The 20,310-nt window shown below is 73.7% G+C and carries 18 protein-coding genes; 16 read left to right on the top strand and 2 right to left on the bottom strand.

Going from position 1 to position 20,310, the window contains the following annotated elements; genetic code table 11:
• Nucleotides 1-56: 56 nt before the first annotated feature.
• Together B0I32_RS48430 and B0I32_RS48425 are read left to right on the top strand one after the other, a co-directional pair.
• Entirely contained in the window at nt 57-581 is a 525-nt protein-coding gene (locus B0I32_RS48430; protein ID WP_106251325.1) for a zinc metalloprotease, read from the top strand.
• Nucleotides 582-594: 13 nt separating this feature from the next.
• Nucleotides 595-1,179 carry a hypothetical protein gene (locus B0I32_RS48425; RefSeq protein WP_106251324.1) on the top strand — a complete coding sequence of 195 codons (585 nt, stop codon included), beginning with the start codon at nt 595-597 and terminating at the stop codon, nt 1,177-1,179.
• A gap of 47 nt (nt 1,180-1,226) precedes the next feature.
• On the opposite strand, the gene B0I32_RS48420 is transcribed toward B0I32_RS48425, so the two are convergent.
• Nucleotides 1,227-2,882, bottom strand: a complete 1,656-nt coding sequence (locus B0I32_RS48420; RefSeq protein WP_106251322.1) for a serine hydrolase — start codon at nt 2,880-2,882, stop codon at nt 1,227-1,229.
• A 221-nt stretch (nt 2,883-3,103) separates the two neighbouring features.
• On the opposite strand from B0I32_RS48420, the gene B0I32_RS48415 reads away from it, so the two are divergent.
• The 13 genes from B0I32_RS48415 (at nt 3,104) to B0I32_RS48360 (ending at nt 18,447) form a co-directional block, all read left to right on the top strand.
• Entirely contained in the window at nt 3,104-4,063 is a 960-nt protein-coding gene (locus B0I32_RS48415; protein ID WP_106251321.1) for a helix-turn-helix domain-containing protein, read from the top strand.
• A 155-nt stretch (nt 4,064-4,218) separates the two neighbouring features.
• Entirely contained in the window at nt 4,219-4,368 is a 150-nt protein-coding gene (locus B0I32_RS58405) for a hypothetical protein (RefSeq protein WP_181308611.1), read from the top strand.
• A 496-nt stretch (nt 4,369-4,864) separates the two neighbouring features.
• Nucleotides 4,865-6,214 carry a sugar transferase gene (locus tag B0I32_RS48410; RefSeq protein ID WP_146178580.1) on the top strand — a complete coding sequence of 450 codons (1,350 nt, stop codon included), beginning with the start codon at nt 4,865-4,867 and terminating at the stop codon, nt 6,212-6,214.
• A 2-nt stretch (nt 6,215-6,216) separates the two neighbouring features.
• Nucleotides 6,217-7,500 carry an O-antigen ligase family protein gene (locus B0I32_RS48405; RefSeq protein WP_106251304.1) on the top strand — a complete coding sequence of 428 codons (1,284 nt, stop codon included), beginning with the start codon at nt 6,217-6,219 and terminating at the stop codon, nt 7,498-7,500.
• On the top strand, nt 7,497-9,029 hold the full coding sequence (gene murJ, locus B0I32_RS48400; protein WP_181308609.1) for a murein biosynthesis integral membrane protein MurJ: 1,533 nt from the start codon (nt 7,497-7,499) through the stop codon (nt 9,027-9,029). The genes B0I32_RS48405 and murJ overlap by 4 nt, the downstream gene beginning before the upstream one ends.
• 5 nt (nt 9,030-9,034) lie before the next feature.
• Nucleotides 9,035-9,727: a polysaccharide deacetylase family protein gene (locus B0I32_RS48395; protein WP_106251359.1), complete on the top strand. Its 693-nt coding sequence runs from the start codon at nt 9,035-9,037 to the stop codon at nt 9,725-9,727.
• Nucleotides 9,724-10,824 (top strand): glycosyltransferase, encoded by a 1,101-nt coding sequence (locus B0I32_RS48390; RefSeq protein WP_106251358.1) that lies wholly within the window; start codon nt 9,724-9,726, stop codon nt 10,822-10,824. Before B0I32_RS48395 ends, B0I32_RS48390 begins: the two co-directional genes overlap by 4 nt.
• Nucleotides 10,821-11,396 carry a lipopolysaccharide biosynthesis protein gene (locus tag B0I32_RS58400; RefSeq protein WP_106251300.1) on the top strand — a complete coding sequence of 192 codons (576 nt, stop codon included), beginning with the start codon at nt 10,821-10,823 and terminating at the stop codon, nt 11,394-11,396. The genes B0I32_RS48390 and B0I32_RS58400 overlap by 4 nt, the downstream gene beginning before the upstream one ends.
• Nucleotides 11,393-12,523: a GNAT family N-acetyltransferase gene (locus B0I32_RS48380; RefSeq protein ID WP_106251299.1), complete on the top strand. Its 1,131-nt coding sequence runs from the start codon at nt 11,393-11,395 to the stop codon at nt 12,521-12,523. The genes B0I32_RS58400 and B0I32_RS48380 overlap by 4 nt, the downstream gene beginning before the upstream one ends.
• Nucleotides 12,514-13,716 (top strand): glycosyltransferase, encoded by a 1,203-nt coding sequence (locus tag B0I32_RS48375; RefSeq protein ID WP_106251297.1) that lies wholly within the window; start codon nt 12,514-12,516, stop codon nt 13,714-13,716. Before B0I32_RS48380 ends, B0I32_RS48375 begins: the two co-directional genes overlap by 10 nt.
• Before the next feature lie 1,081 nt (nt 13,717-14,797).
• Nucleotides 14,798-15,988 (top strand): carboxylate--amine ligase, encoded by a 1,191-nt coding sequence (locus B0I32_RS48370; protein ID WP_106251296.1) that lies wholly within the window; start codon nt 14,798-14,800, stop codon nt 15,986-15,988.
• Nucleotides 15,973-17,184, top strand: coding sequence for an NAD(P)-binding domain-containing protein (locus B0I32_RS48365; protein ID WP_106251294.1), 1,212 nt, complete (start codon nt 15,973-15,975; stop codon nt 17,182-17,184). Before B0I32_RS48370 ends, B0I32_RS48365 begins: the two co-directional genes overlap by 16 nt.
• 21 nt (nt 17,185-17,205) lie before the next feature.
• Complete coding sequence (locus tag B0I32_RS48360; RefSeq protein ID WP_146178579.1) at nt 17,206-18,447, top strand: GEVED domain-containing protein; 1,242 nt, start codon at nt 17,206-17,208, stop codon at nt 18,445-18,447.
• Between the two features lie 26 nt (nt 18,448-18,473).
• Here B0I32_RS48360 and B0I32_RS48355 read toward each other — a convergent pair whose 3' ends face one another.
• Nucleotides 18,474-19,361, bottom strand: a complete 888-nt coding sequence (locus B0I32_RS48355) for a universal stress protein (protein WP_106251290.1) — start codon at nt 19,359-19,361, stop codon at nt 18,474-18,476.
• Between the two features lie 214 nt (nt 19,362-19,575).
• Between B0I32_RS48355 and B0I32_RS48350 the strand changes: the two genes are divergently transcribed.
• Complete coding sequence (locus tag B0I32_RS48350) at nt 19,576-20,175, top strand: winged helix-turn-helix domain-containing protein (protein WP_106251288.1); 600 nt, start codon at nt 19,576-19,578, stop codon at nt 20,173-20,175.
• Nucleotides 20,176-20,310 lie beyond the last annotated feature (135 nt).

Raw genomic sequence — 20,310 nt, 5'->3', positions numbered from 1 at the left:
CGGTCTCCCGCATTCAGGCGCAGCATTCTCGGACACGCAGGGAGTGACCTTTCGACATGCCTTCGAAAGCGCTGGGACGCACCGCACGACGGGGGCTCGCCACCGCCGCCGTGCTGGGGTTGATACTGACGACGAACGCCAATCCGGCGTTCGCCCACTGGAACGGAACCGGCCAGGACATCGCCAGCATTCATCTCCGCCCCTACAGTTACAACAGCGCGTGGCAGACGCCGATGAACAAGGCGCTGTCCAATTGGAACGCCACGTCCAGCCCGGCCAACTTCTACAAGAACTCGAATTCGGGCTCCACCATCACGGCGAAGTCGTACAGCAACACCTGGTACGGGCTCTACCAGCGGTGCGGCGGCATGTGCATGTACATCAAGCTGAATTCCCGCACCATCAACCGGGACGCCTCGAACTTCGCCAACTTCGTCACCAGCACGCTCGTCCACGAGTTCGGGCACGCGCTGAACCTCGCGCACAACTCGGGCACGTCGATCATGAACACGAGCCGCAACCGCAACTCGATGACGAAACCCCAGCCGCACGATGTCAGCGACGTCAACGCCTATTACTAAAGGAGGCCGTCCGGTGCTACGACGTCTCGGCGCGCTCGTCCTGACCGCGCTCTTCGTGACCGCGTGCTCGTCCCACGACGAACCCGTGCTCTACCGTGCCGACTATCCCCAGTACGAGAGCGCCGGCGCGCTCTTCGACAAGGCGAGCCTGGTCGTCGAGGCCCGGATCGTCGGAGCGCCGCGTTACCTGCAGGAGGTGACGGCGCCCGACCCCACGACGACGGACCCGCAGCTCAACCCCGAGGCCGGGGCTCCCGCCGAGGTGGCCGCCGATCAGCCCGAGCCGCCGCCCACGGTCATCACCGTCTCCACCGCCCAGGTGCTGAAGGTGTTCAAGGGCGAGGCCGAGGTGGGTCAGACCATCGAGGTCAAGGAGCTCGGCGGAGTCTTCGACGGCGTCACCTATGAGGAGGAGCACACCAGCGGGCTGAAGCAGGACAGCGGTTACGTCCTGTTCCTGGAGACCTTCCCCGACTCTCCGGCGGCACTGCTCAATCCCGTGCAGGCCAAATATCCGCTGGACGCCTCGAACAATCCGGCGCCGCTGCCGGAGAACACCATCAAAGTGACGCGGGCCGAGCTGGAGACGATGTCCTGACCGGTCTGTTCGTGCCGGGAGCCCGTAGGCGTACGGGCCCCCGGCATTCACGCCGTCGGCAGCCCGACCGCGTTGGGCGCGTCGGCCTCGAAGTATTCCGTGGTCGCGTAGGGGCCGGCGTGGTCCTCGAAGAAACGCCTGACGGCGTCGATCGAGTCGTGGACGATGACGTTCACCGCCTTGGTGCCGTCGGTGCTCGCCACGGCCATCGTCCATCGGGCGCCTTGGGGAAGCCGGCCGTGCGCCATTTTGACGGATTCCCAGAAGCCGTCGCCGTCGGAAACGCTGGAGACGGCCATGACGTGCACGGTGGCGCCTTTCTCGTCGATTCTCGGATGAACGCGGCAGTTGAGGTGGAGGTAGCGGGCAGCGCCGTTCTCCATCTCGTAGAGGGCCAAGGTCTGCGGGTCTTCCAGGGGGTCGTCGGAGAGCATGAGGAAATGGGTGTCGCTGATCGGCAGCAGCTCATGGTCGAGCTGGTCCGGTTTGCCGAGGAGTCGTGCCTCCATGGGATCCAGGGTGTGTTTCAGGTGGAGTCTTCCGTCTTCCGCCGTCACGTCGTAGCGGGTGCCGGGGCGTTCGTAGGAGCCCTCGTACCTGGACAGGTCGAGCACCAGAGCCGGGTCCGGCTCCGGCAGGCCGGGGATCGTGGCCGCGCCGAGGGCGGACAGGATCTCGCCGAACACCTTGCGGTAGAAGCTGTCGCGGGGCCCGGCGTTCGCCAGCATCGCGACGGCGAGGCCCGGCTCCGGCAGGATCCGCAGCCGGGCGCTCTGACTGACCGCGCTGCCGTCGTGGGCGTAGACGGTCTGGCCGTGCCAGTCGCAGACGATGAGACCGAGCGCCCATTCCGGCCCGAACGTGTACGGGTCGGGTACGGGGACCCGTGACCCCTTCATCTCGCGGATGGCGTCCGGGGAGACGATGGCGGTCCCGTTCGGCGCCCTGCCCTCGTTGAGGAAGACGTGCGCCATCGTGAGCAGGTCCGCCACCGTCGTGCTGATGTTGCCGCCGGGGCCGAAGGCGCGCGGCAGGTGGGTCAGCGGTGAGCGGACGGGCCCCTCTTCGAGGGACCTGATCAGGTAGCCGGTCGCGGCCAGGTCCTGGTCCACGTGCTCGGGCCTGGTGCTCGTCGAGGTCAGCCCCAGCGGGCCGAACAGGCGGTCCCGCATGATGTCGTCCCACCGCCTGCCGTCGCTCACCTCCATGATGCGGGCGAGGATCGCGTAGCCGAGGGCCGGGCTGTAGCCGTGCGTGTGGCCCAGAGGGTGGACCTGCCGCGCGTCGGCGATGTTCGCCACCATGCGCTCGTACACGTCGTCGTCCTCGCCCGGATCTCCGTAGCCCTCCTCGATGCCGCTGGTGTGGTTGAGGAGGTGGCGGGGCGTGACCCGGGCCGTGGTCTCGGGGTCGGCGACGCGGAAGCCGGGCAGGTAGGTCCGCACGGGCTCGTCGAGGGCGACCTTCCCCTCGTCGACGAGTCGCATGAAGGCGAGGGCGGTCCAGGTCTTCGACACGGAGCCGCACTGGTAGACGGTGCCGGTGGTCGCGGGCTCCCGCGTGGCGACGTTCCTGACGCCGAGCGCGAAATCGGTGATCTGCCCGTCTTGGAGGACGCCGATCGTGGCGCTCGGGATGCGGTATTCGGCCAGCAACTCCGCGATGCGGGCTCGCATCAGGGGCACGTCCAGCGGTTGTGTCATCAGGGGGTTCCTTCGTCCGCCGCGAATCTTTCCAGGCGAGTGAAGGCTACGTAGCGTTTCAGATCTCGTCAATTAATCTGCGGCCATATATGGCGTTGAACTGGCTTCTCTCGCGGAATCGTTGCAACAACAGTGACGGGAAACGCAATTCACGCCGGATGATCGTTGCAATGTACTGTGGGTGAACGCACCCGTGAACCGAACCGGCAGAGGATGAGTCGATGCCCGGAGGCAGGCTGACCCACGACGATCGCCGGCGGATCGCGAGCTGGCTGGCCGAAGGGCTCGGATACGCCGAGATCGCCCGGCGCCTCGGCCGGCCCACCTCCACGATCAGCCGCGAGGTGGCACGCAACCGCGCCCCCGGTGGCTACCTCGCCGACCGCGCCCAGCAGGTCGCGGGCCGGCGTGCCCGCCGCCGCAGGCCGGCTCAGGACGGCGAGCCACCGGCCGGGGAGGAGGCGTCCGTACGCGAGTTCGTGGAACGGTTCGCGGCCCTGCTGGCCGGGACCGGCCTGCCCCGGATGCCCGCGCGCGTGTTCTCCTGCCTGCTCACCGCGGAGGCCGGCAACCTGACCTCCGCCGAGCTCGTCCGCCGGCTGAAGGTCAGCCCCGCGTCGGTGTCCAAGGCGGTCGGCTACCTCGAAGGGATGGAGCTGGTCAGGCGCACCCGCGACTCCGGCCGCCGGGAGCGGTACGTCATCGACGACGACGTCTGGCTCCGCGCGTTCGAAGCCGACACCGGGGCGCACGGCGAGGTGGCGGCGGCCGCGCGGCACGGGATCGAGATCTTCGGCGCCGGCACGCCCGCCGGCGCCCGGCTGGGGCGGATGGCGGGGTTCTTCGCCTGGATCCACGAGCAGATGCACGGCAGCGACCTCACCGACGCCGCCGTGCAGGACGGGCTGACGGTGCTGGCCGCGCTGGTGCACGCCGCCCGCCCTCTCACCGTGGCCGACCTCGCCGCCGCGCTCGGCTGGCCGGCCCGGCGGGCGGCCGGCGCCCTGGACGCGATCAGCCGCCGGCCGGCCCTCTCCGACCCGCTCGCCGTGGCGAGGACCGGGCGCGGCGCGTACGCCGTCGCTCCGAGACCTGACCGCCTGAGCTCCGCCCAGCGTGACGCGCTGACCGCCGGTGCGCGCTCACGCCGGGACAAGCCGGACGAACCCCTGCAGAGTTAGCCCTTGATCGGCGCGGGACGCCCGAACCAGGCCACAGGTTCACTTGCGCTCAACCAAGAAAGCTTGATTGTGGCAAGCGGGGTGGCTCGTCACGCATTCGCCTCCGTGAACCTAATTTCGGTGATGACGCATCTCTTCGGAGCCGAGGGAATCCCGTGCTGCATCACATCCTGGAGGACGGCCGCGCGCCGACCGCCACCGGTCTCGTCCCGGCTGTCGGCCTGGCCGTGCACGCCACCGCCAGGCCACTCGCACACGGGCACGAGCGATGTCTGCCGGCGCAGGGGGGCCGGCGCGAGGTGTAGCCGGCTTCCACACCGGCATCGGTACCGGCATCGGCCGGGGCGCGACGACCCACGAGGGACCAGCCGGCGACGCCGTCTCGGGCAGTGATGCGGATCCATCCTGCCGCGCGATCCGAGGCGTCTCCGCACGAGGAACCGCCGCCGTCCGGCCCGCCACCGTGCGACACAGCCGGGTGACGCCACCGTGCGCCGCCCCTGGTGACGTCGCCGGGGGATGTGGCCGTCCCGCCGCGTCAGCGGCTGCGCGGGCGAACCGACCGAGTGACCGGCTCCGGCCGGCCCTTCGCCGAGCCGTCGTCGCGGCACGCCGTACCGGCCTGACCTGCCCGCGCTCCTACCCGAGCGGGCGGGCCCGCTCGGACTGGGCGTCATGTCGTGAGCGTCCCGCGCCCGCCTGAAGGCGGCACCGGCGCGAGCGCGCGGGCATCGGCCCGCGGGCGGATCGGGCCGACCGATCAAGCGTTGACCTGGTCGAACTAGCTATTCCGGAGAATCAGTGGCTGTAAGTATCAGGGCCGGCCGCCAGATCGCCTGGCGGGCCGGAGCCCAGAGGGCGGGGCATCGGCGGGCTGTCCAGCCGCTCGGCCTGGTGGGCGTGGACGCGGTGTGCATGACGTTCGCCACGGCCGGCGCCGGACCGGACCTGCGCCGGATCGCCGTCGCCGGGATCGTCGTGCTGGCGCTGAACGGCGCCGGCCGGGTCTACCAGCCGCGGGTCGTGCCCTCCTGCCTCGATCGCGGCCTCTGGCTGGCGGGATCAGGGCTGGTGAGCGTCCTGGTGGCGTTCTGGGGTGCGGCGTCGCTGGTCGAGGTCACGCTGTCCGCGGGGCTGTTCACCTTCCTCGCGGTCTGCGGCAGGAGCGTCCTGTGCCTGGCGGTCCGCAGGGCGCGCGAGCGCGGCAGGTCCGCGCCCACGCTGGTGGTCGGCGCGGGCGCGCACGGTCACCGGCTCGCGGACCTCCTGCTGACCCATCCTGAGCACGGGCTGCTGCCGGTGGGCTTCCTGGACGAGGGCTCGGGAGAGAGCCGGTGCGTGCCCGTACTCGGCGGGCTGAGCGACGTCACCGACATCGTGCAGACCCATGGGGTGCGCGCGGTGGTCATCGCGGGGGCGGTCCGGCAGTCGTTCGCGCGGACGGCGCGGGCGCTCGGCTGCGAGGTGTATCTCGCGCCCGACCCGGGCGACGTGATCGTCGACTTCGTCGCGCTGCGGGAGCACGTGCGCAGCTTCCCGCTGCTGCGCATGCGTCCGGAGGCGCAGCGGCGGGCCACCTGGCCGGTGAAGCGGGTGCTCGACGTCGCGGTGGCGCTGACCGGGCTCGTCCTGACCGCGCCGATCCTCGCGCTCTGCGCCATGATGGTGCGCTCGGAGGTCGGCCCGAAGCTGCTGTTCAGGCAGCAGCGGGTGGGGCTCGGGGGCGGGCCGATCGAGCTGCTCAAGCTCAGGACGATGCGGCCGGCCGACCCGCACGAGTCGGCGACGCTGTGGAGCATCGCCGACGACCACCGGGTCGGCCCCGTCGGCAGGTCGCTGCGCAGGACGTCGGCCGACGAGCTGCCGCAGCTGTGGAACGTGCTCCAGGGCAGCATGAGCATCGTCGGCCCGCGTCCGGAACGCCCTCATTTCGTGGAGCAGTTCTCCCGCACGATCCCCGGCTACGAGCTGCGGCACCGGCTGCCGGTCGGGCTCACCGGCTGGGCCCAGATCCACGGGCTGCGGGGTGACACCTCGATCGAGGACCGCGCCCGCTTCGACAACTTCTACGTGGACGGCTGGTCCCTCCGGTCCGACATCAAGATCATGATGCGGACGATGTGGTGCCTGGTGCGCCGGAGCGGGAGCTAGCGGTGCGCGTCCGCCTCCGGCCCAGCCTGCTCGCCGCCGCGCTGGTGCTGCTGACGTGCCTGCCCGCCGGCCACGAGGAGCCGTCCTCCGGCGTGCGGCCGACGGCCGCCGACGTGATGTCGCTCGTGCTGGCGGTGGCGGCGGTCGCCGTCCTGCTGTCCCGTCCGGCGGCGGAGCGGCTGCCGGCCCGCGTCCTGGTGTTCGCGCCGGTCGCGGCGGCGGCCGGTGTCTCGTTGCTGGCCTGCGCCGACGTGCTGGCCGGTGTGCCGGGTTATGCCAGGTACGTCCAGGTCTTCGTGGTCATTCCGCTGGCCGTGCTGGTGGCGGTGCGCGACCGTACGGACATGCTGATCGTGGGCGGGGCCCTGGTCGCGGCGGCCGCCACGCAGGGCCTGGTCGGCTGCGTCCAGGCGGTCACCGGCACCGGGGCGTCGTACGCGGGCGAGCAGGTGCGGGCCGTCGGCACCTTCGGCGCGCCGGACGTGATGGGCATGGCCAGCGTGGTCAGCTTCGGGGCGATCGTGCTGCTGGGGACCGGGCTGACCCTGCGGGGCCGGCGCCGCGCCGCCGCCCTGACCGCGGCGGCGCTGCTCTGCGTGCCGCTCGCCCTGTCGCTCAGCCGCGGCACCTGGCTCGCGCTGGCCGCCGCGGGCCTGGTCGTGCTCTTCCTGCACAGCCGGGTGCTCGCCGCCCGGGTGGTGCTGGCCGGCACGGCGGCGGCGATTGTGCTGGCGCTCGGCGTCGGCACGGGGGCGGACCCGCTGGGGCGGCGGCTGGACTCGGTCGCCTCCTCCGTGTCGCAGCCCGACCAGTCGCTGCGCGATCGGTACAGCCTGTGGCGGACCGCCGTGGACATCTGGCTGGAGCACCCGGTGACGGGGGCGGGTCCGCGCGGCTTCGCGCGGTTGCGCGACACGTACGCGCCGATCGAGCTGTCCAGCGGGAGCGACACCGAGGACCCGGTGCACGGCTTCGAGCGCCGGCCCCTGCTGTCGCCGCACAACATGTACCTGCTGACGCTCAGCGAGCAGGGGCTGCTCGGGCTGGCCGCGCTGGCCGGATGCCTGGGGTCGCTGGCGTGGTGGGCGGTGCGGGAACGCTCGCTCGTCGCGGCCGGCCTGCTGACCTGGCAGCTCGTCGACTTCTGTTACGGCGACATCGGCGGCGCTCCCACGCTGGTCATGTCCGTGGCGCTGGGCCTGGCCCTGTCGCTCGTCACCCGCCGCGAGACGTCCCTGTTCTCCGGCGCGCGGGTGGATGCCGGCGTCGGCGGTGGTCGGCGATGACGGCGACGGCCACCCCTCGGGCGGCGAAGGCCGTCGGCGTCACCGCCGTGCTCGTCGGGCTCGGATCCGGGCTCGGGTTCGTCCGGGATCTGACACTGGGGACGACCTTCGGCGCCGACGCCGAGACCGACGCGTTCCTCGTCGCCTGGACGATCCCCGAGACCGCCGCTCCGCTGCTGATCGAAGGGGCGATGGCGTTCGTGCTGGTCCCCCTGTTCAGCCGGGCGCTGGAGGCGGGCGACGACCTGCGCAAGCTGGTGTCGGCCACGATGCCGGCGCTGTGCCTCGCCCTGGCGGCGCTGAGCGCGGTGACCGCGGCGGGCGCGCCGTGGCTGGTCGGCGTGCTCGCCCCCGGCATCCCCCGGGCCGATCTCGCCGTCGGCTGCATGCGCCTGACCTCGATGACCATCCTGACGTTCGGGCTGGCCGGCTACCTGAGCGCGGCCCTGCGCGCGCAGCACACGTTCGCGCCGCCGGCCGCCATCTACCTCGCCTACAACGCGGGGATCGTCGGCTGCGTATGGGCGCTGAGCGGTCAGGGCGCGTTCGGGGCGGCGGTCGGCGTGGCCGTGGGCGGCGTCGCCATGGTGGCCGTCCAGGCCCCGGCGTTCGCGCTGCGCCTCGGCCGGTCCCGCCGAGCTCCCGGCGACGGGCCCGCCGGCGGGGTGGCGTTGTCGTGGGGGGTGTTCGTGCCGGTCGCGGTGTTCACGCTGGCCCGCCAGTGCCAGGTCTTCATCGAGCGGTACGTCGGCTCGTCCCTGCCGGCGGGCTCGATCTCGCACCTCAACTACGGGCAGAAGCTGTCCCAGGTCGCGATGGTCGTGTCGCTGATCGCGGCGACGGTGAGCTTCCCGCGCCTGGCCCGCGCCATCGCCGCCGGCGACGGCGCGGCGGCCCGCCGGACGCTGCTCGCCGACCTGGTCGCCGCCGCCGCGATCGTGCTGCTCGCCACGGCGGTGCTGCTGGTCTGCGCCCGGGACGTCGTCACCGTCCTGCTGCGGTACGGCGCGTTCACCGAGGCCGACGCCGCGGCCACCGCGGGGATCATGCGGGTGTACGTGCTGGGGCTGCTCGGTCAGGCGGTGGTCGGCGTCGTGTGCCGCGCGTACTTCTGCGCCGCGCGCGCCTCCTGGTACCCGGCCGTGGCGATGGCGGCGGGGCTGGCCGTGATGGCGGTGCTGGCCCGGCCCTCGTGGGGCGTCACGGGGATCGCCGCCGCCAACGCGGCCGGGATCACGGTGACCGCCGTGCTGCTGCTCGTCCGGGTGCGTACCCGGATCGTCGCGCTGCCGCTGCGCGACTCCGCCGGGCCGGTCGGCCTGCTGCTGCTGTCGGCGACGGTCGCGGCGGCGGCCGGCTGGGCGGCGCGGGCCGCGCTGGCGGGCCTGCCGCAGCCGGTCGTCCTGGCCCTGACGGGCGCCGCGATCACCGCCGTCTTCTGCGCCGTGGCGGTGAGCACCGGGGCCCTGACCACGCTCACCCACCCCTCCGGAGACACCCGATGGACCAGATTGCGAGGTGGCGCGTGACCACCATGCCGCTCGTGCTCATGTACCACTCCGTGGAGCGGTACGACAGCGACCCGTTCCGCGTCACCGTCTCCCCCGGCCGCTTCGCCCGGCAGCTGGGCTGGCTGGCCCGGCAGGGCCTGACCGGCGTCTCGATGCGCGAGCTGCTGCGCCGCCACGCCGAGGGGACCGCGCGCGGCCTGGTCGGGCTGACGTTCGACGACGGGTACGACGACTTCCTCGGCGAGGTCGTCCCCCTGCTGCTCAAGCACCGGTTCACCGCGACGGTGTTCGTGGTGTCCGAGCTGCTCGGCGGGCACAACGGCTGGGACGCCGGCGGCCCGCGCAAACGGCTCATGGACGAGGACGGCGTGCGCCGGGCGGCGAGCCTGGGCATGGAGATCGGGTCGCACTCGGCCGGGCACCGCTCGCTGGCGGGCCTGAGCGAGGCCGAGCTCCGTCACGAGGTCACCGCCAGCAAGGCCACGCTGGAGCGGGTGCTCGGCGACGAGGTGAGCGGATTCTGCTACCCGTACGGGCACGCCACCGCCCGGGAGGTGAACGCCGTCCGCGCGGCCGGGTACGGCTACGCCTGCGCGATCTGGCGCAGCCCGCTCAACGGCAGGCACCTGCTGCCCAGGACCTACGTCGGGGAGCGCGACGGCGGCCTGCGGCTGAGCGTCAAGCGGGTCCGCCACCGGGTCAGGTGGGGGCGGTGAAGGTCCTGCACGTCATCACCGGGCTGGCGGCGGGCGGCGCCGAGCAGCAGTTGCGCGTCCTGCTGCCCCGGCTGCGGGCCCGGTGCGAGGTGGCGGTGCTGACCGGGCGCGGGGTGCTGGCCGACGCCATCGAGCGCGACGGCCTGCCCGTGCACCGGATCGGCATGCGCGGCAACACGGACCTGCGGGCCGTGGGACGGCTGGCCCGGCTCATGCGCGGGCGGCGCTACGACGTGGTGCACACCCATCTGTACCGGGCCTGCGTGTACGGCAGGCTGGCGGCGCGGCTGGCCAACGTGCCGGCCATCGTGGCCACGGAGCACTCGATCGGGCACGAGCACATCGAGGGCCGCAGGCTCACCCGCCCGGTCAGGGCGCTCTACCTGGCCAGCGAGCTGCTCGGGCACGCGACCGTGGCCGTGTCGCCGACGGTCGCGGAACGGCTGTCGCTCTGGGGCGTGCCCCGCTCGCGCATCGTGGTGATCCCGAACGGCGTCGACGGCGCGGCCTTCGGCTTCGACGCTGAGCTGCGCCGCCGTACCAGGGAGCGCCTCGGCCTGGACCCGCGTGCCTTCGTGGTCGGCGGGATCGGCCGGCTGGAGCCCGGCAAACGCTTCGACGTGCTGGTGGAGGCGGTGTCGGCGCTCGGCGGGGCGGTGCTGCTGCTGGCCGGCACCGGGTCGTGCGAGCCGCGGCTGCGCCGGCTGGCCCGCGACGCGGGCGCGGAGGACCGGGTGATCTTCGCCGGCGAGTCCACCGATGTGCCCGCCCTGCTGTCGGCGATGGACGTGCTGGCCGCGCCCTCGGCGGAGGAGGCGTTCGGCCTGGCGGTGGTCGAGGCGCTGGCCGCCGGCCTGCCTGTCCTGTACGGCGCCTGCCCGGCCGTCGAGGACCTGCCGCCGGGCGCGGCGCCGGGCGCGAGACGGGTCGCGCCGGACCGGCTGGCCGCCGAGCTGGCCGAGCTGGCCGCCCGGCCGCCGGAACGGCTCCCGCCGCCCGAGGCCGTCCGCTGCTACGACGTCCGCCACCAGGCGGACCGGCTGGAGTCGCTGTATCTGCGCCTGCTGGGCGCGGCACCCGAGGAGGAGAAACGATGAACTGGACCCCGGCCCGCCTCACGGGCCCGCTGTCGCGCTGGTGGCTGCCGTTGTCGCTGACGACGGGGCTGCTCGGCGGCCTCGCGTACACCCTGGCCGGGCAGGCCGTCTACACCTCGGACGCGTACGTCGTCGTGGTGGCGGGCGGCGAGGCGACGCGGGCGGGCGACTACGCCGCCGCCTACGCCCGGGTGGCGGCGCAGCCCGGCGTGCTCGGCGTCGCCGCGGCCGACCTGGACGGCCTGAGCGTGGCCGCCTCGCCCGACGCCCCGCTGATCCGCCTCACCGCGGCGGCCCCGACCGCGGCGGAGGCCGCCGGCCGGGCCGACCGGCTGGCGACCGCGCTGATCGCGTACGCCGGCACCCACGCCAGCGACACCCACGTGCGGCTGGCCCCCTTCGCCGGCGCCTCCTCCCCCAGCCGTCCCTCCGCGCCCGTGCCGCTGGTCAACCTGGCCGTCGGCGGCTGCGCCGCGGTCCTCGCAGGCGGCCTGCTCCGGCTGGCCGCGCCGCCGGCCCGCCGCCGCGCCGTACGTGAGCAGATGCCCGAGCCGGTCGGGGCGAACGCGTGAGCGCCGCGCCGTCGCGGACCTCGCGCGCGGGGCTGACGGTGCAGGTGGTCAGGGAGGACGGCGACCTGGCCGCGCTGTCCGCCGACTGGACGGACCTGTATGCCCGCAGCTCGGCCGCCACGCCGTTCCAGTCCTACGGCTGGCTGTGCTCCTGGTGGCGGGCGTACGGGACCCCTGGACGGCTGCGCGTGTTCCTGGCCCGGCGGGGCGGGCGGCTGGTGGCGGCGGCGCCGTTCCTGCTGGAGCGTCGCGGCGGCTGCCGGGTGCTGACCCCCGTCGGCGCGGGCCAGGCCGACTTCACCGACATCGTCGTGGACGACCTCGAAGGCGACGCGGGCCTGCGCGAGCTGCGCGCCGGGATGCTCGCCCAGCCGGGCTGGGACGTGATGGACCTGCCCGAGGCGCGGCCGGGCGCGACCGTGCGCAGGCTGGCCGAGCTGTGGGAGGGCCGGGCCTGGTCGCTGCCCGCGTCCACCTGCCTGCAACTGCCCGGTCAGCCGATCGAGCAGGTGCTGGCCGGGCTGAACAGCCGCCGGGGGCACCGGCTGCGGCACGCGCTGCGCAAGATCGACGCGCTGGACGCGCAGGCGGTCACGGTCGGGGCGGACCAGGTCGAGGGGTCGGTGGCCGAGCTGCTGCGCCTGCACGCCATGCAGTGGGAGAGCCGGGCCATCAACGTCCAGCACACCGAGCGGCGCTTCCGCGACCATCTGGCCAGGGCGGTGCGCACGCTGGTGGTGGAGAACCAGGCCACGCTGACGGAGTACCGGGTCCGCGGGCGGCTGATGGCCTGCGACTTCGTGCTGGTCGGCAAGGACTTCGTGGGCGGCTACCTGTACGGGGCCCATCCCGACCTGCGGTCCGAGGCCGACGTGCTGACGATGTTGCTGCGGCACAACCTGGCGCTCACCCATCGGCTGGGCCGGCCCGTGCTCAGCCTGCTGCGCGGCGACGAGCCGTACAAGACGAAGTTCGGCTGCGAGGCGGTGGTGAACCAGCGGGTGATGCTCGGGCGCGGGCTGCGCGCCGCCGCCTACGCCGCGACCGCGAACGCGCGCGCGACCGGCCGGGAGCTGGTCAAGCGGCGCTGCCCGCGGCTGGCGCGGAAGGTGGCGGCATGGCAGTGAGGCCGGGCGTCCTGCACGTCACGCAGCCGGTGGACGGCGGGGTCGGGGCGTACGTGGCCACGGCCGCCGCCGACCAGATCCGGCGGGGCTGGCGGGTCGCGGTGGCCTGCCCTCCTTCCGGGTGGCTCGCCGGCGAGCTCGCGGGCGCCGGCGTGCCGTGCCTGCCGTGGGCGGCGGGCCGGGCACCCGGGCCGGGCGATCTGGCGCGGGCGGCGGGGCTGGCCGGGATCGTCCGGCGGTTCGCCCCCGACGTCGTGCACCTGCACTCGTCCAAGGCCGGGCTGGTGGGCAGGGGCGTGATCAGGGGCCGGGTGCCGACGCTCTTCCAGCCGCACGGCTGGTCGTGGCTCACGGCCGGCGGCCCCGTGGCCGCCGCCGCGCTCGCCTGGGAGCGGCGGGCCGCGCGCTGGGCCGACCGGGTGATCTGCGTGGGCGCCGGCGAGGCGGACCTGGCCTACCGGCACGGCGTACGCGGGCGCATCGTGGTGGTCCGCAACGGCGTCGACCTGCGTCGTTTCCCGCCCGCCTGCCCGCGCGAGCGGGCGGCGGCCCGCGTCCGCCACGGGATCGGCGAGCGGACGCCGCTGGCCGTCTGCGTCGGCCGGGTCTCGCGTCAGAAGGGGCAGGAGGTGCTGCTGGCGGCGTGGGAGCGGGTGACCGACCGCGACGACCGGGCCCGGCTGGCGATCGTCGGCGACGGCCCGCTGCTGCCCGCCCTGCGGTCGCGCGGCGGGCCGCGCGTTCACCTCGCCGGCGGCGTGAGCGACGTCAGGTCCTGGTACGCGGCGGCCGACGTGGTCGTGCTGCCGTCGCTCTGGGAGGGGCTGCCGCTGACGGCGCTGGAGGCGCTGGCGACGGGACGGTCGCTGGTCGCCTCGGCGGTGCCGGGACTGACGGAGGTGGTGACCGGAGCGACCGGCGCGCTGGTCCCGCCGGGGGACGCGGGGGCGCTGGCGGAGGCGCTGCTGGCCAGGCTCGGGCAGCCCGCGCTGACGGCGGCCGAGGGTGCGGCCGCGGCGGCGCTGGCCGGCGGCTTCGACGTGGACAGGTCGCTGGACGAGCTCGCCGCGCACACGCTGGAGGTGCTGGGCACGGGCGAAGGCACCGGGGCGGGGGCGGCGCGCAGCCGGTCGCGGAACACCTTCGACGAGCGCGGGTTGGCCCCGCACTGCCAGACGCCGTGGGGACAGTAATCGGAGATCGAGTGATAGGCCACGTTGTGACTGCCGATCCAGTCGAGCATCCGCCGGACGTAGGCGGAGCGGTCGCCTCTGCGGAACAGCCCCCACTCGGGGAAGGAGAGGGGCTTGCCGTGCCGCGCCGCGAACTCCGCCTGGGCACGCAGGCCGTACGGCTGTTTGACGTAGTCGGCGAACCCGCGGCCGGGCCCCTGGTCGTAGCTGTCCATGCCGATGATGTCGACCACGTCGTCACCCGGGTAGCACTCCGTCCACGGGATGGCGTCGTGCCCGCGGCTGGGCGCGAAGTCGAAGCGGAAGCGCTGGCCGGGCATCGAGCGCATGGCGGCCACGATGCGCCGCCAGTAGCCCTTCCACGCCGGCGGGTCGGGCGCGCACCGGCTGGAGTAGGTGGTGCCGTTCATCTCCCAGCCGAGGACGATGATCGTGTCGCCGGCGCCGGAGGAGACCAGCTTCCAGGCGAGCCGGCGGAAGTGGTGGTCGTGCTCGCCGCGCGCCCCTTCGCTGAGCCGCCGCGCCACGACGCTGTCGGGCAGCCCGGCCTCGTTGGGGGCGACCATCGGCACGTTCAGCGCCAGGACCCGGCCGGGGCGGGCGGCCCGCCAGCGGGTCCAGGGCTCCAGGACGAACGGGGCGCCCGCGATGGCGTCCCAGCGGTCGCCGGGCAGGTACGTGCGCCCGACCGTCACCGTGTTGCGCAGCCACGACTCGAAGCCGGGCAGGTTCTGCGGGCCGCGCCGGTCGGAGGAGAGGAAGACGCCCAGCGCCGCCGGTGGGCTCTGCGGTGGGCTCTGCGGTGGGCCCTGTGGCGGGGGGCTCGCTGGAGGGCTCTGCGGCGCGGGGCTGTGCGGCGGGGGGCTCTGCGCCGGGTCGGCGGACGGCGTGCCCAGGCCGAGCGTCGTGCCCGCCATCGTCCCCGCGACGATGGCCATCGCACAGTGCCGATAGCCCTTCCTGATCACCGTCGCGGTGTCACCTCGCGTTTCCTCCATATAAGGCAGGTAGCCGCAAACCGGATATTCAACTCGCGATTTGCCCGATCCATGGCTTTTCCTGGAAGAGCAGGACGTTCACCATGCTTGATCGCACCGTTCCGGCGCTCGTGCTGCGGATCGACGACAACGTCTTCCACCACGGCACTCTCGGCGCCATCCGGTCCCTCGGCAGGGCCGGCGTCGAGGTGCACGGGCTCATCGACGACCGGCGTACCCCTGCCTCCCGCTCCCGCTACCTGGCGCGCTCGCACGCCTGGCCGCGCGACCGGGACGTCATCCGCGCGCTCCGGCAGGTCGGCGACCGCATCGGCCGCCGCTCGGTGCTGCTCGCGATGGACGACGCCGCCGCCATCGCGGTGGCCGAGCACGCGGCCGACCTGCGCTCCCACTTCCTGCTGCCCGGCCAGGCGCCCGGGTTGCCGCGCGTGCTCGCCGACAAGCGCCTGCTGGCCCGCCTGTGCTCCGCACTCGGGATCCCGCAGCCGGAGTCGCGGGTGATCACCGGCGAGCGCGACGCCGCCGCGGCCGTGGCCGACTTCGGCCTGCCACTGGTCGCCAAGTGGGCGCGGCCCTGGCTGCTGCCCGCGGGCCACGGGCTGCGCAACACCAGCCTGGTGCGGCAGGCCAAGCACGTGCTGCCGCTGCTGCGGCACCTGCCGGGCAACGACCTGCTGTTCCAGCGCTTCGTGCCGGGCGGGCGGCACTCGGACTGGTTCTTCCACGGCTACTTCGACGAGAACTCGCGCTGCCTGTACGGCGGGGCGGGCCGCAAGGAACGCTCGTACCCGCGCGGCGCGGGCCTGACCACCTACGGCCGCTGGCTGCCCAACCCGGCCGTCGAGCGGATCGCCCGCGACCTGGCCGCGACGCTCGGCTACCGCGGCGTGCTGGACATCGACTTCCGGCACGACCCGGCCACGGACGCCTACCAGCTGCTCGACTTCAACCCCCGGCTCGGCGCCCAGTTCCGGCTGTTCACCGACTCCAGTGGCCTGGACCTGGTACGGGTCGCGCACCTGCACCTCTCCGGCCGGGCGGCGGCGCCGGGGCGGGCCGGGCACGGGCGGACGTACGTGGTGGAGAACTACGACCTGCTCACCGCCGGTCCCGGCTGCCTGCGCGCCCTGTGCTCCGGCGACGAGCTGGCCTGGCTCTCCCCCGACGACCTGCGACCCTTCGTGGCCATGGGCGGGCGGACGGTGCAGCGCGGCCTCGACCGGATCACCCGGTCACCGAGACGGCGAAGGAAGAGAACATGGGAACCCCGATGATCGACGTGGCGATCGTGGGAGCGGGCCCGTACGGCCTCTCCGTGGCGGCGCACGCGCTGCCGGCCGGGCTGGACGCCCGGGTGTTCGGCCGGCCGATGCACGCCTGGGAGCGGCACATGCCCAGGGGCATGCTGCTGAAGTCCGAGGCGGACGCCTCCCACCTCGCCGACCCGGCGCGGCGCTTCGGCCTCGACGCCTTCCACCGCCACGCCTACGGCGAGCCGGTGCCCGTCGAGCGGTTCGCCGCCTACGGCCGGTGGTTCCAGGCACGGGCGGTGGGCTCGGCCCTGGAGGAGCAGGAGGTGGCCTCCGTCGGCCTGGACGGCGGCCGGTTCGCCGTGACCCTGGCGTCAGGGGAGGTGGTCCCGGCCAGGACGGCGGTGCTCGCGCTGGGCTTCCTGCCGTTCGCCTACCGGCCGCGTTCCCTGGCCGCGCTGCCGCCCGAGGTGTGCACGCACAGCTCCGACCACGCCGATCTGAGCGCCTTCGCCGGCCGGGAGGTGACCGTGGTGGGCGCGGGGCAGTCCGCCCTGGAGACCGCGACGCTGCTGGCCGAGGCGGGCGCGAGCGTCCGCGTCCTCGCCCGTACGGACGCGCTGGCCTGGAACGACGTCCCCGCGCGGCGGCGCTCGACGCTGGCGCGCCTGCGCGAGCCCCGCTCCGCGCTCGGCAGCGGGTGGCCCTCCGTCGCCTGGTCGCGGCTGCCCGGCGCGGTCCGGCACCTGCCGGCTGCGGCCCGCGGCCACATCGTGCGCACCACGCTCGGGCCCGCCGGCTCGTGGTGGCTGCGCGAGCGGTTCGACGGGGCCGTCACGGTGACGCTGGGCACCCGGCTGATGGCCGGCGAGCACCGCGACGGGGTGCGGCTGCAGCTCCGGGACGCCACGGGCGCGCGGACGACCATGGTCACCGAGCACGTCATCGCCGCCACCGGATACCGGGTGGACGTCGGCAGGATCGGCGTCCTCAGCGAGGACCTGCGCCGCGCGGTGGCGTCATCGGGGCCGGGCCCCCGGCTCAGCCGGACCTTCGAGACGTCCGTCGCGGGACTGCATCTCGTCGGGCTGGCGGCGGCGCCGACGTTCGGGCCGGCCATGCGGTTCGTGTGCGGCTGCGACTTCGCCGCCCGCCGGGTGACCAGCGGGCTCGTCGGCCGCCTGCGCGCACCGTCACGGACCACCACCAGGCACAACTGAACCAGCAACACGGGGGAAAGAATGATCTGTCGCACCATGGTGGCCTGCGCGGCCACCACCTTCCTGAGCCTCCCGGGCATGGTCACCGGCGCGCATGCCGAGAACACCTTCCCGAGCGTCCCGGCCGCCATCACCGGCACTCATGCCGGGAACGCGTCCTCGTCCTTCACCAACTCGGTCACCGCCGCCGTGGGCCGGACGCCCTCCGGGGTGCGGGTGACCGTGACCAAGACCATGATCGGCAAGTCCCGGGTGGCCTCGGCCAAGGTCCTGCCCGCCGACCCGGCGGCTCCCGACGACGAATACCTCATCCCGGCCAACGCCAAGACGACGGCCGGGTTCGTCGACCTCTACGAGCACTTCGCGGCCCGGCCCGGCGCCTGGAGTGACGTCGCCACCCTGACGTTCACCTTCTCCAGGCCCGTACGCGATCCTCACCTGCACGTCTTCGGCACCGGCGGCTCCTCGGGCGACGCCGGCGACCACGACGACTACTGGCCCGCCATCGAGCTGACCGGCGGCACCCCGGCCAGGCCCGCCTTCGCCCGCGTGGCCGGCTTCCCCGGCTACCGGACCACCGCGACCGCCATCGAGCCGGAATGGACGTATCCCACCGGCTCGACCACCTGCGGCGTGGTCTACGCGTGCGGGACGGTCAAGGTGAGCGGCATCGTCAGCTCGTTCACCGTCAAGCTGCGCGCCCATGACGACCGCCAGGGGAAGGGCGGGCCGACCCCGCAGTTGTGGGCCGCCTTCAAGCTCTCCCTGGCCGAGGACGACTCCGACGCCCCCGCCTCCTACGGCGCCGCCTCCCACGCGATCACCCGCTCGTCCCTCGGACGGACGGTGACCGCCGACCACACCGACGCGGTCAGCATGACGCCGCGCGCCCTGCCCGCCGGCACCGACGCCGACGACGCCGTGACCGTTCCGCGGGCGCGCATCGCACCCACCGGCAAGGCCTACACGCTGGCCGTCCCCGTACGGGCCGGGTCCCCGTCGCGGCTGAACGGCTGGATCGACTTCGACCGGAACGGCCGCTTCGACGCCGTGGAGCGCGCCACCGCCAGGGTCAGGGCGTCCGCCACCACCGCCACGCTGCGCTGGACCGTTCCGCAGCCGCTGCACACCGGCGTCACCTGGATGCGGCTGCGGCTCGCCACGCAGGGCGCGGTGACGGCGTCGCCGACCGGGTGGGCGGACAGCGGCGAGGTCGAGGACCACCAGATCGAACTCGCCCGCCACTGCCCGTGCACGAACTGACCTCGCGGGTCACGACTCCGGGCCGGTCACGGTTCCGGCGGCTCCTCGGCGTGGGGCCGGACGACCGCGACCGGGCAGGTCACGTGGTGCAGCACGCCGTGGCTGACCGAGCCGAGCACGGCCGAGGCGAGGCCGCCGAGCCCGCGTGAGCCCACGACGACGAGGTCGGCCGTCCGGCCGGCCTCGATGAGCGCGGTGATCGGGTGAGCGCACACCTGCTCGTCGGTGATGACGATGCCGGGGTCGCGCTCACGCCGGCCCGCGATCCGCTCGGCCACGCGGTGGAACTGCGCGGCCATGATGTCCTCTATGAGGCCGTCGTAGGGCACGGCGTAGGGGGCGGCGTACGCGGAGAACAGCGGCAGCTGCCAGGCGTACACCACATGCAGTTGTGATCCGCGGGCGCGGGCCTGCTCGACGGCGTAGTCCAGGGCGACCTCGGCGTGTTCGGACCCGTCGTAGCCGGCCACGACGCGGTCGTACCACAGCGGGGTCGGCGCGCGGACGATCACGACGGGCCCGGTGGCGTGCCCGGCCACGGCCAGGCCGACGGAGCCGAGCAGCATCCCGGCGAACCCGCCGCGCCCGCGGCTGCCCAGCACCACGCTGTCCGCCGAGTGCGACTCGGCGAGCAGGGCCCTGACGACGTCGCCGCCGAGCAGGTCGCCGCTCACCTCGACGTCGCGGGTGAGCTCCCGCGCGCGGCGGACGGCCGCCTCCAGGATGTCGGTGCAGGACGCGGTGCTCTCGTCGTGGACGCGTGGCTCGCACACGTTCGCGTCGTGAACCTGCGGCTCGCACACGTGCACGACGCGCAGCGCGGTTCCGCGCCGCTGGGCGTCCACCGCGGCCCACTCCACCGCCGCGGTCGCCGGGGCCGACCCGTCCACCGCGGCGACGACGTGACCCTTCATCAGCGCGCTCCCTCAAAGAGCCGATCCCCTCTCTCTCCATCATCACCCCGCCGGCTCCCCCTATGCCGACAAACAGGACACTCTTCCGTTGAGCCTGATCTATCCGACAAAAGGGTTATTTCTGGCATTGCAGGAGAAGCTGGCCCGCCTCCCAGACCGGGCATTCCAAAGGATTCCTTGACATCCGTTCCTCGCCGAGCCGATGATTCCAAGCATGTCTTTGGAATCCTGGAGGGAACGGCCGCGGCAGGTCCTGGACGACCCTGCCGCCCTGCGCGCGTTCGCCCACCCCGTCCGCCTGGCCCTGCACGAGCTGCTGATGCGGGCCGGCGCGATGACCGCCGCAGACGCCGCCCGCGAGGTCGGCGTCAGCCAGGCGCTGGCCTCCTACCATCTACGGCAACTCGCCCGATACGGCTTGGTGGAGCAGGCAGAGGCCCGCGACGAGCGGGAACGTCCGTGGAAGGCGACGTCGCTGACCCAGAGCTGGTCCGACACCGGCGCCAACCCGGAAACGTCGGCCGCCCGCGGCCTGCTGGAGCAGGTCATGGCCGAACGGGCGCTGGGCCGGCTGGCCGAATGGCAGGAACGTCGCGCGGACGAGCCGGACGCCTGGCGGAACGCCGGCGGGATCGGCAACTCCTACCTCTACGTCACCCCTGAAGAGCTCGCCGCGCTGGACGACGCGGTCGGCCGCCTGCTGGAGCCGCTGATGGCGCGAATCGCCGACCCGTCCGAACGACCGGAGGGCGCCAGACCCGTCCTGCTCACCACCCTCACCATCCCACTCCGCACCACCGGAACCGGTGACTGACCCCGGCCACGCCGCCCCGCACCACGGCGAAGAAGCAGCGCGGACCGCGGCCACCGCGCAGGACAGGGGGGAAGTGCCAGGACCCGCTACAAGCGCTCCGCGGGACGCGGCAGCACTGGAGCGGGCCACAACGCC

The sequence above is a fragment of the Nonomuraea fuscirosea genome, assembly GCF_003001935.1.
GTDB lineage: Bacteria > Actinomycetota > Actinomycetes > Streptosporangiales > Streptosporangiaceae > Nonomuraea > Nonomuraea fuscirosea.
Note: the sequence above shows the minus strand (reverse complement) of the source record. Positions and strands in the feature narration are given on the sequence as shown.